The organism is Herbaspirillum sp. GW822-FHT03A08, from assembly GCF_058801885.1.
This window is the reverse complement of sequence record NZ_JBXANR010000003.1, coordinates 523235-539502: the sequence shown is the minus strand read 5'-3', so window position 1 is coordinate 539502 and position 16268 is coordinate 523235. Positions and strand designations below refer to the sequence as shown.

Sequence of the window (16268 nt, the reverse complement as noted above, 5' to 3'; positions counted from 1 at the left end):
GAAAGCCTTTTACTTACCGACTTTGTGAATAGTGTTAATAGTTTTAATAGTTAAAATAAGTATCCGAGAGATAAATTCATTGGCTTCTTTATCTGCTCGCGCGCGCGTGTGCATGTAAGGCTCAAAAAACCGTTACTACTATCAATACTGCTCACAAGCCTTGCCCGGCGCGGATTTCAGATGCACACGGTTGCGGCGCGGTGTGGACAGTAACTATTCACCCATCGTCTGCGGCTGGTCGTAGACATGCCTGTACGCTCTCAGATCCTTCTCAAACACCTCGGAGCCTTCAGTAACCCAATCGGCTAGAGTCTTGCCTTCGGGCGGATCCGTGACGAGGTAGACGGTCTTCTGTTTGCAGGCATGGCCGACGCCGAACTTCACCGTCTTGCGGCGCATCTTCCCTGCCGCCATGCGGTCCACCGTTCGACCGAAAAGGGTCTGCGACGGAGGGAACCGCTCCCCGTTCAAGTGGCTCCACCGGAGGAACGCGGCATAAAGCTGCATAGCCGTGCAATTGATAAAAGCCAGCGGAAGACCGCCCGCCTCCCATTCGCGATAGAAGCGCTCTGGCGCAGACAGGCCCAGCGAGATCAGGTTTTGCTTCGCCTTGGTATCCAGTGGCTTCGTGTGCGGCGAAAAATCAGAACAGTCGACCTCGTGCAGAAGGTAGTGATAGAACGCCTCCACTCCCCCGTTGTCCGCTTCGTTTGCCACGGCCTCGTAGTATTCCTGCGACTGCTTGGGCGGCGTCCAAATCACCAGGTAACGCCGGTCCGTCTTGTCGAGCGCGAGCGGCTGGAGCTCGTTCGACAGGAATACAATGTTCAGATGATTCGCTTCGCTTCGTTCCGGGAAATTTTTCGGATTGATGCGGATCTCTTCTCCGGAGATCAACCCCTTCAACTTCCCTTTCAATTGCCGCAGCTCGTTACGCGTAACGACCTCATCGCAGACGAGGAACAGCTTTTGGGACGCCCACTCGTTGAACGGAGCTTCGATCTGAGCATTGCCGATGACACCCGCATATTCGCCATACACCTTGCGAACCACGTGCTCCCAGAACAGGTTTTTGCCGGAGCCTTCGTCGCCATGCATGATGATCGACGAGGCCATCTTCGCGCCGGGATTTTGGAGGGGATACGCCGTCCACCGAAGAATCCAGTCGATCAACGCCTGATCGCCGCCGCAGAGGTGCGACAAGAGGTCGAGGATCTTCTCGCAGCTCCCTTGCTTTGGCTTGACCTTGAATCCCGCGAACATATTCACGTGGGTTTCGTCATCGACCGATTCCGTTGGGTCAAACACGAGGTTCTTCGCGTTCACCATCTTTCGGCCCGGATTACCGAGCCAAAATTTGAGAACGTCCGTTCCGTAGGCATAGCGCAAATTGGGAATAAGAATCTGCATGCGGTTCGCTGAATCCCATGCAGTGTTCGTTCCATACAGTAGGACGAAGTGCTTCATCATGAATTCGAGAGAGTCCCAGAATTCCTGCGTCCGCACGACCTTACCTTTTGGCTTCTTGCCGCCGCCCCCGCCCCCGGCTGCGTTGCTAGAGCCCTCCGGCTCGCCGGGCGGGACATCGACAGCGCTTGCCAAGGCAGACGGGTTTTCCTGCTTTTTCTCTTCGGGGGGCACTCCCCCCGACGCTTCAATATCCTCCGGGGGGCGGGGGGGATCTCGCTGAAGGGCAGGATCTTCATCCCATGGCGGAGCTTCGGCCAGCTCCGTAACGGCGGCGGCGAACAGCGCGTCGGACACCGCTGCGCCGATCTGCTCGGCGACGGCGCTCATACTCTCTTCGACATACAGATCGTTGAAGTCCGTCCATTTGTTGCCGCGCCGATCCGCAAAACGAGGAGCCACGACTGATGAATTTCCGACTTCCTTTGCCGCTGCCCTGCTCTTCGACATGCCTGCATTTTCGAACTTGTAGGTTTTGAGCCGGCGACCTGCCCGGACGTCTGCCTCGATGTATGGCACTCCGTTGGCATCTTCCTTCCACGTCGCAAGCACATCGACAGTCTCGCCCTTTTCGCTCGTAACGCGATGACTCGCTCCGTCAACAGGAACGTGCGCGGCGACTTCAAAGTCTTCGAGAAGCCGCTCGACGAAGCGCTCCTCGATCAGATAATCGTCGTCTGCCAGAAACAGCAGATGCGCGTTCGGGAAGTCGCGGCGCAGGTTACGCGCAATCTGCATAATGCTGCCAGCATCGAACGCCACCATCACGGGCAGGTCGACCGGCAAGTCAGGGACCATGCGCACCGTGCGGCACGTTGCGTAGCCCTCGCCCACAGCGATGATCTTTGGGTCGTCAGCCGCGCCGAGTAACAGACCCGCGCCGATCTTGTCCATCCCCTCGTTGTAGAACTTTGCGCCCTTCTCGCTGATCTTTTGCAGACCTACAAGTTTCGCCGCATCAAGGCTGTAATGCCGCATTGGAACGAGCAGAAGCCCGCCCTCACTGGCAGACACCCCCTCGGCTGTGATCTTCTTCCGAAGAATGTAGGGGTGTTGATTCGGGTCCGCCTTCGCCTTACTCAATTGATCGGTAGCGCGATTGGCGGCGAGGCGAGCTTCTTCCAGCTTCTTCTCGGCCTCAGCCTTCTCATAGGCGCGCTGCGTCGCCAGCGCCTCGGCGCACTCCTCTTCGGACATGCCTTCGAGGTCCATCGTGACAGGGACGGTGTTCCGGTTATCGCCTTGAAAAAAACCGAAGGCGCCGGTTACGACCTTCCGCCCCGATTTCAGCGTCATTTCGCGGAGCACGTACCAGCCCTTTTTCTTCGGCCCGAACCGCTTGTACTTTCCATCAAATATCGGATGCCCTGCGGGAAGCGAGGGCATGTCGTACGCCTTCATCATGGCGAGTACTTCTGAAGCTGTTGTCATGCCTCGGCAGCTCCCGCAGAAGACGTAGCCGCGTCACGGCAATAGATGCGGAACATCAGGGTCATCAGCTCTTGGATGATTCGCTGAATCTCGTGGCTGATGGCTTCCAGCTCGGCACGTTCCCGCTTGTTGATATCGTTGTCTTGAATTGCCGCGCTGTACGTTGCCGATAACTGCCCAAGCTCCTTATAGAGCTCCTGAAACTTCTCGTGCAGCACATCGTTATCGACCTCATCGTGTTGGGCGAGTTTGACGAAGACGCCTCCCGACTCGACGGCTACGGCCTCGGCGAAGTACGTTGTCCCCGTCAGCTTCTGCATGATCATTGCGGTCTCGATATGCAGTTGCTGCCCTTTTCGCTCGTAGATGCGATTTTCCAGCCGGTCCCGCGTCGTCGCTAGCGCGCCCACACATCCGTCCCAACCGCCGGGAAATGCCCGGATCATTTTCAATACAGCCTGCCGTATGTTCACAACTTCTCCTTTTTGTTGTGGTTTTCAAATCCAGCCGGAATACCTATGCTTCGTTCAAACACATCCCCAGGACGCACATGAAAACGAACAGATATCTGGTGCTGGTTCATTTCGCTTCAAAACTCACTCGCGGAAACCTTTCGACTGTTGCGGGGAACGTGGCTGCCGCCATTCGCCAGAACATCGACGGCGCAGAGGCGGTACTGACCTCCGAGAACGCGATTGCCATGGCTGGAACATCCGACCAAGACCCTCCGCGGCTCTTCCATGCCATCGCGACAGGGCTTCGGAACGGCGACAACCTGAGCGTCATTGAGATCGGCGGTCGCATTGCAACCTCGCATCGAGGCTTGAATGCGTGGCAGGAAACAGCGCGTTAGCAGGCATGAGCTCAGGCCAAATGCGCCACCAGTCATCGGGCCGCAGGTCGATACGCGTCACTCTCCCTTTTGTGAACTGCTCAATCGCAGTGCAATGAATGGCTTCGATGACGGTATTGCGTGCACGCCAGTTACTAACCACCGACTGACGCACGCCAATAGCGAGCGCGAGCTTCGTCACTCCGTCCGCATAGTTGATCGCGATGTCTAAAGGTTTCATACGCGCATTTAATCACTCTAGTGATATTTGCGTCAACACCTAAGTGATTCACATAAGTGATTTAATTCCTCATGACCGAAAACATCATCGGAAAAAGACTCAGGGATACGCGTAAGAATAAAAAACTCACGCAGGCGCAGCTCGCCCAAAAAGCAGGCGTATCTCAAGGGACGATCGGTAATATCGAATCGGGAATTCGGGGGTATGGGGAAAGTCTTGTAGATATTGCCAATGCACTGGAGGTAACACCAGAGTATTTGCGCTGCGAAAGCGACGCCCTCCTCCCTGCGGCAAATGATGAGAATCACGGCACGGGGGAAGCGTTATCCGAACGACAAAAGGCACTATTACAACTATTTGATGGCCTAACAAAAAAACAGCAAGACGAATACTTCAGACGTCTTGAAGATACGAAACACGCCAACTCTGAACTAATCGAAGAGCTCACGCAGGGGCGGCGTACTAAGTAGTACGGGCGAAATCACTTCATTTCGCTAAAATTATCACTGTCAATATCACTTTAGTGTTGACACTAAAAAACACTGGAGTGATACTTCGTTCCGATGCATTCAACCATCGGAGCGAAAATGCCACGTGTAAAAACCAAAGCCGCAGCATTCCAGACGCCACGGCGAATCAACTTCTTAGAGACACCCGGCAAAGGAGATCCATTCCTTAGCTCGGACCGCCGCTTCACCGTTGTCCACTTCAAACCAACCCGCACCGCCACACGGCGCGACCTGAAAAAGCTTTCCGGGGGTCAGAAATGACCCTGTTCGCCGAGCTCAACATCGAACGCTATCGCGAGATCACCCACGCGATGAAGCCCCCTATCGTCCTCCGGCGCAAGTCGTGCGCGTGCGGCAAGCAGGTGACTACCAAGGAGCTCACCCGCTACGGCCATTGCAATGCGTGCGAGCTCCGCGTTGCCTCGCCCGCCAAAGAGCGCGAGGCAGCATGAAAGCGTTTCACATCAACGTCACCACCGCGACCGGCGACCGCCTGTCGTATTCCCAAATCGCCCATTCCAGCTTTGAAGTGCACACGTCTGCACTTGATCGATTCGGCGTGTGCGCAATCTTCGTGAGGCTTCTATGACTCTTCTCGGAAAGCACCCCCTCCTCTCTGCCTTCCTTGGCAGCATCACGCTAGTGGCGGCGTATGTCGTCGCCAGCTCATCGGACAACGCGGCAGCGGATTTCGCCGACGCATATCAGCATGGCTTGGATGCGGCGCTGTCTGCTGCGGAGCCGGAGCGCCGCACGCCTAGCGCGCAGATCCGCGAGATTTGCGGTCAACCATGGCCCGACACACTCCAAGGCGCTCAAGCTCGCCGCGTTGCCTGCGGCCCCCGCCAATCGTCGGGGAGCCCGCTATGAGCCGAGCAACATCGCCAGCGACCCATATCCCCGCAAACGTGACGCTCTCCCTCGCATCGCTCGGCGACGCCATAGAGCGCGGCCTGACTCGCTCGGCCCTCCTTCCCAACTCCAATCGTCTGACTTTTAAACAGATCGCGGAGCGCATGACGAAGGACGGCTACACCTTCGGCGATCCCAAAAAATCCCCTCTGACCACGCGCCCCGGCTGGGTCGCTTGGGTTGTTCCCGTCGCCCACGCGGGCGTGTCGTTCGAACTCCTTTTTTCTCTCCCTGAAGACGCTTGCTAATCGCTCCATCTCTCACATCACAAGGACCTATCGCCATGAACATTGCAACAACAGACGCCGTTATCGACGGCAAATTCGAACTCGTCAACGAATCTCAATTTTTGATCGTCGAACGTAGCCGCACCCGCCCGTCAAAGACAAATCCACGCAAGCGATTCAATGAAAAATTCCTGCAAGAACTCGCCGGAAGCGCGAAGGATAAGGGCATCGTGCAGCCCATCCTCATGCGTCCCGTGACGCCGACGCCGGAGGAGCCTGAAGACCTTGAGGTCGTCGCCGGAGAGCAGCGCTGGCGTGCGTCCGGCATTGCTGGCATGACGCACATTCCGGTGCTGGTGCGCGCCATGAGCGATCAGGAGGCATACGAGATCCAGGTGCTCGAAAACCTTCAGCGCCGCGACCTCCACGAGCTGGAAGAAGCCGAGGGTTTCGAGCAAATGATGAAGCGCTTCGGCTATACGGCGGATCAGTTGGCAGAAAAGGCCAATAAGAGTAAGTCGTATATCTACTCAAGCCTGAAACTCCTCAATCTCTGCGAGGCAGCGCGCAAGGCGTTCTACGATGAGAAGATCACGACATCTCTGGCGCTCCTGATTGCGCGGATTCCGGGGCAAAAACTCCAAACGCAAGCGTGCGTAGAGATCAGCGCCACCGATACCACCGATGCAATGTCGCAGCGTACTGCCATCGCTCACATTCAGCGCAACTTCATGACCAAGCTGAAAGACGCACCATTCGATCAAGCGGATGCGTTTTTGCTGCCCGAAGCCGGTCCATGCACAACATGCCCCAAGCGCTCCGGCAATAATCAGGCGGACTACCCAGACGTCACCAGTGCAGACGTCTGCACTGATACCGCGTGCTTCAGTGCAAAGCGTTCCACATGGACGGCAAACGGCATCGCCAAAGCCAAGGAGAACGGCATCAAGGTCATCGCCGACGCAGAGGCAAAGAAGATCTTCCCATACGCCCATTCGTCACCCAATGGGAACTATGAACTCCTTGACTCGACTTGTCATCAAGATAGCAAACGCCGCACATACCGGCAGATCGCCAAGGCAGCGGGCGTGAATCCCATCGCCATCGTCCATCCCACTCAGGAAGTGCTCGTTGAAGTGCTTGGCGAAGATGACCTCAAAACCGCGCTGAAGGATTTGGGCATCGCCAAAGCCACGAGCATGAGCGAACAGGACCGCGAGGCGGCAAAGAAGGCGAAGTTCGCCAATCAATATCACGTTGAGCTGCTGACCCGCGTCAGGGCCAATGCGCAGGCAGGTGGCCTGACACTCGAAGACTGGCAAATGATTGCCGCACACGCCCTCCATCGCTGCGACAACAACACAATGCGCAAGCTCCTGCCATTCCTTGGATGGGACATTGGCCTTGCCGCGTACGATGGCAAGGCCGCTCGCGCCGAAAAGCTCAAGGGCCTGAGTGCGGTCGAGCTCGCGGACATCATCTTTACCGTGTCACTGTTCAGCTCCTCACTGGTAGCAGTCCATTACACCAATGAAGCGCCAGAGCTGCATGCCGCCGCAAAGCGGCACGGCGTCGACGCAAAAGAAGTGAAAGCAGAAATCACCGCCGAAGCGAAGGCAGTCGCGACCGCAAAGGCAAAGACACCAGCGCCGACACCAAAGGCAGAGAAGAAAGTTGCCGCACCCGCAAAAGCAGAGAAACCTACCAAGACTGCGCCAAGCGTCAAGGCGAAATCCGTTGCGCGACCAAAGGCAAAGCCCACGACTACACCTACCGCGACGCCCGCCCCGGTGTCAGTCTCTGATGCCCCGCAGTCTACAGGCGACGTACAAGAACAGCCTGCGTACAAAGAAGGCTACGCATGCGTCGACATGACCACCGCGAACCCGTACCCATCGAACGAATCCGAGCACGACTACTGGAACGTGGGCCGCGCTCGCCGCGCTGCTCATGAACGCACCCAAGGCGCGGAGCACTTCGAGCTCGCGCCGGTCGCGCCTCCTGCGCCGAAGACGCCGCCAGCAAAGGCATGGCCTTTCACGGTTCCTACTGGCGATACGAAGGCCAAGCCAAAGGCGAAATCGAAGGCAACTCCCAAGACCGCCAAGCCAAAGGCTGCTGCCACGAAGACCGCCCCTGCCGCTAAGACCGCAACAGGAAAGGATGCGAAATGAGTCGCCATCGCCGCTCCGACCGACGCTCCCACAAACGCCTCGACTTGGGAAACGCAGTGCTCGCCACGATGCCTTGGAAAGTCGACAAGACGTTCAGCATGATCGAAGGGATTCTTAAGCGCCTTGAATCGACCGGCGACATCGACACGATCAAGGGCGAGCCGGTATTTCAAGCGCCCGACCGTCACGAGTGGTTTGACATCGCGCCCGCATTGGAAGGCACAGCACGCTTTTTCGAGCTCCACGCCGAGACTGTCGGGCGTGACATGCCCACTGCCCCGCTGCGTCAGTTGGCGAATAAATTCAAGTATGGTGTGATGATCTTCCCTTCGGATGCCGAGCTTGTCCGCGAGTCTTTGCCGTTGCTGCGCAGCGAATCGCTGCGCATGACCCTTAACCACGCGGACGGCCTGTCCCGCGCAGTACAGGAGGCCGCGCAATGAGCAACGACAATCGCATCGAGGAAGCTCTCTCACGGATCCTCAACCCAGAGGATCTCGGACTCGCATCTACGAAGACGCAGCGCGACCTCATTCGCGTCGCTCTGGGTCGAGAGCCGGTTGAGACGCAGCTGGTGGTGTCAATCGCAACAGCAACCGAATCGCAGGATCCTGAAGACGAATGGGATGACTCCGTTACCCCGGCGCTGCTGGACGCCCTTGAGGAAGCTGCGCGGGCAACCAGCAAAATCCCGTCACATCCGCCAAGGGACAAAGGCTATTTTTCCGTCGCAGACCTGACGCAAGCGCAGGACGAGTTCATATCGCTGTTCTCGCCAAACATGGTGATGAAGTTGATCGCTCTGGCAAGACAGACTCCAACCGGCACTGACGCACCAACGGCGCAGCCAATCGTCCTGCGCAATGACGGCTCGCAGCCCGAAGATGAATACTGCCAGCATTGCGGCGGAAGCGGTAGCAAAGACGATGTTGCAGCGGCGACCCAAGAGGCGAAGCCAGATGTATGCGCCGCGAACACATCGGCGGAACGTGTGCAAGATTCTGCGGAAATTGCACACGAGGCGAGGTCGGTAGCGGAGCGCGTATTCCCAGAAATGCCGCTATCGGTCTTCAAGCACCCAAAGCTCGGTCCTATGTGGGACCGCTTGGAAATGCATTTCTACGCTCAAAAACACGCTGATGCCATGGTCAGGCTGGCCATCGCCGCGCCCTCGACACAAATTCAGCATGTCACTGTTCGCAACGTGGCGCTACCTGAAACCGACGCGCTTAAGAGGGAAATTGCAATTCTCAAGAGGGACAACGCGGATCTGAGAGAGACGGTCAAGAGTTGCGATGCCAGTGCGGAAATGTATGCGAGGGCGTGGGAGCGCGAACTGATTGCGTTTGATGGCACGATCAGAAACAAGCGCCACCATATCGATGCCATGGTCTTGACTACCCGTGAGCTGGTAGCAGCAGCCAAGAAAAGCTCCACAACGGAGAATAAACCATGACGCCCCAACAAATCGAATCCCTAAAACTCGAAGCGCGCCACATGAGCAAGAATTCGACCCTGAGCCACTGCCAGGCGCTTGAAGAACTGGCTCGTCGGCATGGCTTTAGTAGATGGTCTGCGCTCTTGGCCGATGCAAAGCAGGATCAGCCACAACAGGTCGCATCGACGAAGGGGGTACAATGATGTCCGATGCCGTTTTACGTATCAACGAGGTAATGAAGCGAACTGCCCTCGGCAAGACGAACGTGTACAAGAAGGTCGGCGAAAAGACGTTTCCTGCCCCCATATCACTCGGTGACCGAGCGAAGGGATGGCTCGAAAGCGAGGTGGACAAGTGGATTCAGGAAAGAAAGTTGGAACGCGACAATTTATTAAATGCTGGTTAAATTGTTGGTTAAAATTAAGTTCGTATTGAAATAGACTCTTATTTTTCAATTACTTACGAGCTAAATACGAATCCCTCCGTCTCCGCCAAAGGATCAAAGCCCCTGACGCAAGTCAGGGGCTTTTTCTTTGGGGATACGAGTTCCAATAGCGAGGAATCCGAAGGGAATCGCTTGCAAGCGATTCAGCGGAGCGCACATAATCCTCCCGTCTCCGCCAATGATTTAGTTCGTGGAAGTTAATAGCTAAGCGCCTTTCGGGGCGCTTTTCTATTTCTGGAATTCGGCGTACTGCGGATTAACTGCGGAATCCTAAAAACGCCCGCAATCGCGGGCGTTTTTTATTTGAGACTCGATTCAAGACTCTGCCTTCACGCCCGCATATAACTCCAACCCTCGGCCTGCCGCTGCGCGATATGCAACACCGCTGCCGGCACGACTACGATGCCTTCGGGTGCAGTGAGCTGGTTGGCTGTCAGCGTATTACGGCAAACGCGCAGATATCCGTCAAGGGCATCCGGCTGGCTCAGAGCTGCGGCTACGGCGCCGGCATTGACTACCAACTCCACTTCGGCGCCAGGCGCCATCTTCAGCAAATTGGCGAGATTGCGGCGGCCGCGCTCAAGGGCTGTTGCAGTCGGTGCATGAATGAGTAGCCGCAAGGTTTCCATATCGGACTTTGAATAAATAATGAGAAGTGGTTCTCTGAGATAAAACGCTATTCCACGCCCAGCCACGACGACAGATGTGTCACGTAGTCCGCGAACTGAGTCGAGCTGCGGTCCCGTGGACGCGGCAAATCGATTTTCAGATTCTCGACGACGGTCGCAGGCCGGTTCCCCAGCACGACAACACGATCCGCCAGATACACCGCCTCATCGATATCGTGCGTGACGAACATGACTGCTGTATGGGTTGTTTCCCAAATGCGGATCAGCTCGGTCTGCAACTTGCGCCGGGTCAGCGCATCAACAGCGCTGAACGGCTCGTCCATCAATAAAATATCCGGCTCGACGGCGAGCGCCCGTGCGATGCCGACACGCTGCGCCTGCCCCCCGGAAAGCTGATGCGGCCAACGGTCATGCAGTTCTTCCAGGCCGGTGAGCCGTAACGCCTCTGCCACGCGTGCAGCGCTTTGAGTCTTATCGATGCCAAGCGTTTCCAGGCCGTAGGCGATGTTAGCCTCTACCGTGCGCCAAGGCAGCAGACGGCTATCCTGGAAGACGATCGCGCGCCGCCGGCGGCCGGGCCGTTGCGGCAGATTAAAACGCATCTCGCCGGATCCCGGCATCAGCAGACCGGCAGCGGTTCGCAGCAACGTCGATTTGCCGACGCCGGAGCCGCCGACCACGGCGATAAAGCTCCCCGCCTCGATATCCAGTGAAAGGTCCTGAATCACCGGTGCAGCGGCGCCGGGATGCGTGTAGGAGAGGCGATCGAACTCGATTACGGACGCCAAGACAGCACCCTCCTTTCAACCAGCGTGTACAAAAGATCGGTGGCGGCGTACACGGCAGAGATGGTAAGCATGTACACCACCACCGCGTCGTAAGCGCCGACGCCGGCTGCCGCGTTCATTTCCTGTCCCATGCCGGGTACGCCGAGCAGTTCTGCCGCAATCAGCGTCATCCAGGCTTGCCCGATGCCGGTGCGGATCCCGGACAACAGCCCAGGTGCAATCGCCGGCAACGTGATGCTGATGGAGCGGCGCCAATAGCCGCCCTGCCCGAAACTGCGCGCCAACTCGTAGAAACGCGGATCAATGTTGCGCACCGCGCTGTAGGTCGCGAAATAGTTGACCCAGAATACGCCGATGGCGATCACGAACGCGGCACCGGCGTGACTAACCTTGAACCACGCAATCGCAAACACCACCCAGGCCAGCGGTGGAATCGGCCGCAAGATGCGCGACACATACGACTGCAACATATCGAAGCGTTGTATCGTCGCGGCAGCCAATCCGACCACAATGCCGCACACCGCACCAAGCCCGAGTCCCCAGACATAGTGAATCAGACTGGAGCCGATGGCTGGCAGCAGCCGGTCGCTTTGCCATTCGAGGAGAAAGGTTTCTGGCAGCAGGAACGGATCAGGAAGAATGCCGGGATTCACCCAGCCGAACACGCCGACTGCCTTCCACAGCAGCACGAACAGGACGACGCCGGCAACACCATAGCCGATACGCGCCGGTAGAGAATAAGATCGTGTCAGCATCGGCGTATCGGTATCGGCAAGAAAATATCAGTGTGCTGCGGCGTCATAGAAAGTGGTGTTGAACATCTTCGGCACATCCACCGCCGGTCCGGACAAGGTGCCGGTTTCGGCCTGGAATTTCTGCAACGCCAGCGTGGCAGGAATGATCAGATTCGGGTCAGCCACAAACTGGCCTTTGGAATTGCGGATCGCCTGCTCCACCAGCTTGACCGGCAAGCGACCGCCGCCCACATATTTCTGCACCATCGGTGCGGCCTTGACGGGATCGTTGTCCAGCATCTTGGTTGCCGCAATGTGCGCGCTCAGCAAAGACTTCACTAACGCAGGCTGTTCGCGCAACAGCTTTTCACGAACCAGCAACACGGCGCCAGGTTGCTTGGGGAACAGATCGGAGCCACGCGCAATCACCTTGGATTTAGGCGACTTGTTCAGGACATTGGTCGTCGTCGGCTCAAGAATGACGGCGCCGTCGATAGCGCCGGTCAGCAGGGATTCCTGAATCTGCGATTCGCCCTGGTAAATCAATTTCAGTTGAGACGTGTCGGCACGCACGCGGTTGCGCAGCCAATACTGCAAAGCCGCCTCCGGCACTGCCCCTTTCGGATAGCTGGCGATGACCGCCTGACGCCCCTTGTCTTTGGCGAAGCGGGTGAATGCAGAAGCGGGATCACCCGAAGCGAAGTACGGCGCCAGATTGCCCAGCGCGACAAAGCTGACCTGTTCAACGATGTTGGATGCCACTACCTTGATATCGGCGCCCTTGGCACGCGCCACCAGCGCCGGGCCGATGCCGACATAAGCGATGTCAAGCTGCCCAGCCAGCAAAGCCTGCACCATGGCCGGCCCGCTCTGAAATTGCACCAGCTTCGGCGCACCGGCGTCTTTCGGGAAAATCCCCTGTTCCATCGCGATAAACAACTGGGCATCGGGAAGGATCGGCATATAACCGACTTCAAGCGGCGCCGACATGGCGGGCTGTATGCCGAATAAAACAACGGTCAGCGCCGGCAAGATCCAGGCAAATGCTCGCTTCATTTTTATCTTTCTATGGGTAAGGACGGCTTGGTCGCAGTAGCCGGGCATTATAAATTATTCTGCTCGCAGGCCGCTGCCCCCTGGCTTAGCAGCTGTTTTAGCGACTGTTATGCAAGCCTTTCTGCACCTGCCATGACAACGGCAAGGTGAGCAACAGAATCACCGCCAGGGTCATCAGCGCAGAAGGAATCCCGGCAGCGTCACCCAAACGGCCGAACACCACAGGCGCCACTGCGCCGCCGGCGATGGTGCCGGTATAGAACAACGCAAACGCATGTTCATGCTTGCCCGGCTCTGCCAGTTCCGGCACCACGCCATAAAGTACGGAAGAGGTTCCGTTCAAAGCCAGTCCCAGTAGCGGCAACATGAGCATGACGCCGGAGAGCGGAAAAAAGACCGCAGCCACGATCAGCGCAGAAGTCGCAGTCTCAGTCAGCCACACCGTCTTCATCATGCCGATGCGTGCGCCAAGATAACCGCACAATAACTTTCCGAATGCCCCGCCGACAAACAACAACGACAGCGCCAATCCGATACCTGCCGTGCCGGCGCCCTTGCTTTGCAAGAGAAACGGCAAGAAGGTCAGAAAGCCCATCCGTACCGAGCTATCGAGTGTGCCGGTCAACAGCAAGGCGCGCAGACCGCTGCGAGAGCCTGTACCAATCGAGGTCTTTGCCGTTTTTGCCTTGCTCAATGCCTGCTCATCCCGCTCAGGGATCAGCCACCAGAGCAGGCCCGCCGCAGCCAGCCCGAGCAAGCCCATCAGGGTCACGCTGGTTTGCCAACTCATCACCACGAGCGACAGGCCCACCAGTCCCGGAATCAAGGTCTTGCCGATGTCGCCGGCAAAGTTGTATTGCGACAGCGCTTCCTTGACGCCGCCGCCGGCATGGTGCGCGTCCGTCACCAGCGACGAAGCAAGTGGATGTTGCGTACTGGCTCCCAGGCCTCCCAGCACCAGAGCAATCATCAGCACGGTGAGCCCACCTGCCTGCCCGGCGATCAGATACGCGACGCCTGCCAGCGCCGTGCCGCCCACCAGCATGCGCTCCCTGCCCCAGCGTTTTGCCATTCTGCTGGCAAGCAATTGAAAAGCCGCCATCGTGCCGGAGTAAGAACCGCGTAACAAACCGACCAATGCATAGCTGATGGAAAACTGCGCCTGCCAGATCGGCAACAGCACATAAATAAGATCCGTCAGCCCGTCATGGATGGCGTGCGCGCTGCAAGCGGCGATCAGCGAGCGCCGGCGGATCGACGTGTCATCGATGTGCGAATCGTCGGAAATTGACGCGGCATTCAGATCCTTCATTATTTTCAGGTATGTGAGAGGTAAAAAATAAAAAGCCACATGGGCAAGCAATGGCACCCAGTTTACTCCTGTCTCTTCGCCCACGGAACTGATCTGCATACGCTCTCTGCACATGCGGAAAATGCGCTTGCATATACAGTAACGATCTTTGTCAGCGCTGTGCTTTGGAATTACGATACTTCGTTGATTCCACTTCCCGATAAAGACAAGAACAATGCTCTCCACTCTCAAGAAATTCAAGACCGGCCTGACCTTCGCCATTGGCGTAGTCGGCGCCGCAGGTGCTTTCAGTCATGCTGCTCACGCCGCCCCACTTAAAGAAATCAAGCTCGACTATGCCTACTACTCACCCGAAAGCCTGATCATCAAGCGCAACGGCTGGCTTGAAGAAACCTTCAAGGCGCAAGGTACGACTGTGCAATGGGTGTTCTCGCGCGGCAGCAATAATTCGCTCGAGTTTCTTAACAGCGGCGCTTCCAATTTTGCGCTCACCTCCAGCATCTCGGCATTGGTCGCGCGCGTCAACGGACAACCGGTAAAAGCCGTCTATAGCTATCTATGGTCAGAACCGAGTGCACTCGTAGTGCTGAACAACTCGCCGATCAAAACGGTGGCCGATATCAAAGGCAAGAAAATCGCCGCCACCAAAGGTACTGATCCTTACTTCTTCCTGTTGCGTGCGCTCGATGCAAATGGACTGAAGCCGTCCGACGTTGAAATTGTCCATCTCCAGCATCCCGATGGGCGCGTCGCTCTGGAACAGGGCCGCGTTGACGTCTGGGCGGGTCTCGATCCGCACATGGCTGGTGCACAGGCAGCCGGAGCACGCTTCGTTTATCGCAATCCGTCTTTCGGACTGGCGGCCTTCCTCAACACCAGCGAGTCCTTCCTCAACGAACACCCTGAAGCTGTCCGCACCGTGCTCAAAGCCTATGAACGCGCACGTCGCTGGATCATCGCCAATCCTCAACAAACTGCAGCGCTCCTTGCAGAAGAAACCAAACTGCCGGCAGATGTCATCGGCCTGCAACTGGCGCGTTACGATTTCAGCCGTCCGATCCCGGGCGCCGCGCATCTGGATGCGATCAAGCCGGTGATTCCGCTGTTGCTGAAAGATGGCATCCTGCGCCGCAACGCTGAAGTGGACGGTCCGTTGAATTCGCTCATCAACGCACGCATCGCGACGGAAGTCGTCGCGGAGAAATAGACATGCCGGGTTCCGCCTCTATCGACAGCAAGCTTGACGCTTCGGTCAAGATCGAGCATGCAGCAGCAACGGGACTCGGAACACGTCTGAAACTGCGCCCGGCCCTGCTGCGCGGTTTTGCGATTCCGGTTGTGCTGCTGGCAGCGCTGGAAATTGCCGGCCGCGCCGGCTGGGTTCCCGGTTATCTGATGCCCATGCCCAGCGATCTGCTGGCGACGTTGCTGGAGCTGGCGGAAGGACCTCTATGGAAACACATCACTGCAAGCACGTTGCGCGTAGCGGCAGGTTTCGGCATCGGCGCGGTGCTGGCGTTGATATTCGGCGCCTGGGTCGGACTGAGTACGCTGGCGGAAGACTATATCGAGCCGATTTTCCAGGCGCTGCGCGCGGTGCCCGGACTGGCATGGGTGCCGCTGCTGTTGATCTGGCTCGGCATCGACGAAACATCGAAGATCGTGTTGATCGCCATCGGATCCTTCTTTCCGGTCTACATGAATCTTGTGGCCGGCATTCGCAATGTCGACCGCAAGCTGGTGGAAGTCGGCACGATGTATGGTTTCAGCCGCATTGAACTGATCCGCAAGATCTTCATTCCCGCAGCCAAACCTTATCTGTTCACCGGCCTGCGCAATGGATTGTCGATGGCCTGGCTATGCGTGGTCGCGGCAGAACTGCTGGCCGCGACACAAGGCATTGGTTATCTGCTTACTGACGGCCGCGAGGTATCGCGCCCCGATCTTGTTCTGGTGGCGATCGTCACGCTGGCAGTGATGGGAAAACTAAGCGACTCCATCCTCAAATTCTGGGAAAGCCGCAGCCTGTCATGGCGCGATGCATTCACGGGCGAGCAGGCCAAGTAAGGGAAC

The 16268-nt window shown here is 57.3% G+C and carries 19 protein-coding genes; 11 read left to right on the top strand and 8 right to left on the bottom strand.

The genetic code is table 11. The features are described from left to right. Positions 1-213: 213 nt before the first annotated feature. Positions 214-2898, bottom strand: coding sequence for a DUF5906 domain-containing protein (locus AC1RN6_RS11630; protein WP_493005433.1), 2685 nt, complete (start codon positions 2896-2898; stop codon positions 214-216). Then, positions 2895-3371: a YmfL family putative regulatory protein gene (locus AC1RN6_RS11625; protein ID WP_493005431.1), complete on the bottom strand. Its 477-nt coding sequence runs from the start codon at positions 3369-3371 to the stop codon at positions 2895-2897. The genes AC1RN6_RS11630 and AC1RN6_RS11625 overlap by 4 nt, the downstream gene beginning before the upstream one ends. Before the next feature lie 77 nt (positions 3372-3448). On the opposite strand from AC1RN6_RS11625, the gene AC1RN6_RS11620 reads away from it, so the two are divergent. Beyond that, positions 3449-3751: a hypothetical protein gene (locus AC1RN6_RS11620; protein ID WP_493005905.1), complete on the top strand. Its 303-nt coding sequence runs from the start codon at positions 3449-3451 to the stop codon at positions 3749-3751. Here the strand turns inward: AC1RN6_RS11620 and AC1RN6_RS11615 are convergent. Next, on the bottom strand, positions 3681-3971 hold the full coding sequence (locus tag AC1RN6_RS11615; RefSeq protein ID WP_493005429.1) for a transcriptional regulator: 291 nt from the start codon (positions 3969-3971) through the stop codon (positions 3681-3683). The genes AC1RN6_RS11620 and AC1RN6_RS11615 overlap by 71 nt on opposite strands. Before the next feature lie 71 nt (positions 3972-4042). Between AC1RN6_RS11615 and AC1RN6_RS11610 the strand changes: the two genes are divergently transcribed. The 8 genes from AC1RN6_RS11610 to AC1RN6_RS11575 all read left to right on the top strand — a co-directional run bounded on the left by AC1RN6_RS11610 (position 4043) and on the right by AC1RN6_RS11575 (position 9637). Further along, on the top strand, positions 4043-4441 hold the full coding sequence (locus AC1RN6_RS11610) for a helix-turn-helix domain-containing protein (protein ID WP_493005427.1): 399 nt from the start codon (positions 4043-4045) through the stop codon (positions 4439-4441). Positions 4442-4737: 296 nt separating this feature from the next. Continuing rightward, complete coding sequence (locus AC1RN6_RS11605) at positions 4738-4932, top strand: hypothetical protein (RefSeq protein WP_493005425.1); 195 nt, start codon at positions 4738-4740, stop codon at positions 4930-4932. Positions 4933-5346: 414 nt separating this feature from the next. Next, the gene (locus AC1RN6_RS11600) at positions 5347-5640 is read left to right on the top strand and encodes a hypothetical protein (protein ID WP_493005423.1); all 294 of its coding nucleotides are present in this window, start codon (positions 5347-5349) and stop codon (positions 5638-5640) included. A gap of 35 nt (positions 5641-5675) precedes the next feature. After that, a complete protein-coding gene (locus AC1RN6_RS11595; protein WP_493005421.1) occupies positions 5676-7793 on the top strand; it encodes a ParB/RepB/Spo0J family partition protein in 2118 nt (705 codons plus the stop codon). After that, complete coding sequence (locus tag AC1RN6_RS11590; RefSeq protein WP_493005418.1) at positions 7790-8236, top strand: hypothetical protein; 447 nt, start codon at positions 7790-7792, stop codon at positions 8234-8236. Before AC1RN6_RS11595 ends, AC1RN6_RS11590 begins: the two co-directional genes overlap by 4 nt. Further along, complete coding sequence (locus tag AC1RN6_RS11585) at positions 8233-9249, top strand: hypothetical protein (protein ID WP_493005416.1); 1017 nt, start codon at positions 8233-8235, stop codon at positions 9247-9249. The genes AC1RN6_RS11590 and AC1RN6_RS11585 overlap by 4 nt, the downstream gene beginning before the upstream one ends. Beyond that, the gene (locus tag AC1RN6_RS11580; RefSeq protein WP_493005414.1) at positions 9246-9434 is read left to right on the top strand and encodes a glyoxalase superfamily protein; all 189 of its coding nucleotides are present in this window, start codon (positions 9246-9248) and stop codon (positions 9432-9434) included. The genes AC1RN6_RS11585 and AC1RN6_RS11580 overlap by 4 nt, the downstream gene beginning before the upstream one ends. Further along, the gene (locus AC1RN6_RS11575; protein ID WP_493005412.1) at positions 9431-9637 is read left to right on the top strand and encodes a helix-turn-helix transcriptional regulator; all 207 of its coding nucleotides are present in this window, start codon (positions 9431-9433) and stop codon (positions 9635-9637) included. The genes AC1RN6_RS11580 and AC1RN6_RS11575 overlap by 4 nt, the downstream gene beginning before the upstream one ends. Positions 9638-10005: 368 nt before the next feature. On the opposite strand, the gene AC1RN6_RS11570 is transcribed toward AC1RN6_RS11575, so the two are convergent. From AC1RN6_RS11570 to AC1RN6_RS11550, 5 genes are all read right to left on the bottom strand, one after another. Then, complete coding sequence (locus AC1RN6_RS11570; RefSeq protein ID WP_493005410.1) at positions 10006-10305, bottom strand: DsrE family protein; 300 nt, start codon at positions 10303-10305, stop codon at positions 10006-10008. 47 nt (positions 10306-10352) lie between these two features. Beyond that, the gene (locus AC1RN6_RS11565; protein WP_493005408.1) at positions 10353-11093 is read right to left on the bottom strand and encodes an ABC transporter ATP-binding protein; all 741 of its coding nucleotides are present in this window, start codon (positions 11091-11093) and stop codon (positions 10353-10355) included. Beyond that, positions 11081-11848, bottom strand: coding sequence for an ABC transporter permease (locus AC1RN6_RS11560; RefSeq protein WP_493005406.1), 768 nt, complete (start codon positions 11846-11848; stop codon positions 11081-11083). The genes AC1RN6_RS11565 and AC1RN6_RS11560 overlap by 13 nt, the downstream gene beginning before the upstream one ends. 27 nt (positions 11849-11875) lie before the next feature. After that, complete coding sequence (locus AC1RN6_RS11555) at positions 11876-12883, bottom strand: ABC transporter substrate-binding protein (RefSeq protein WP_493005403.1); 1008 nt, start codon at positions 12881-12883, stop codon at positions 11876-11878. A 97-nt stretch (positions 12884-12980) separates the two neighbouring features. Next, positions 12981-14195: an MFS transporter gene (locus AC1RN6_RS11550; RefSeq protein WP_493005401.1), complete on the bottom strand. Its 1215-nt coding sequence runs from the start codon at positions 14193-14195 to the stop codon at positions 12981-12983. A 214-nt stretch (positions 14196-14409) separates the two neighbouring features. On the opposite strand from AC1RN6_RS11550, the gene AC1RN6_RS11545 reads away from it, so the two are divergent. Both AC1RN6_RS11545 and AC1RN6_RS11540 read left to right on the top strand, forming a co-directional pair. Beyond that, positions 14410-15402 (top strand): aliphatic sulfonate ABC transporter substrate-binding protein, encoded by a 993-nt coding sequence (locus AC1RN6_RS11545; protein WP_493005400.1) that lies wholly within the window; start codon positions 14410-14412, stop codon positions 15400-15402. A gap of 2 nt (positions 15403-15404) precedes the next feature. Next, a complete protein-coding gene (locus AC1RN6_RS11540) occupies positions 15405-16262 on the top strand; it encodes an ABC transporter permease (RefSeq protein ID WP_493005398.1) in 858 nt (285 codons plus the stop codon). The last annotated feature ends 6 nt before the right edge of the window (positions 16263-16268 follow it).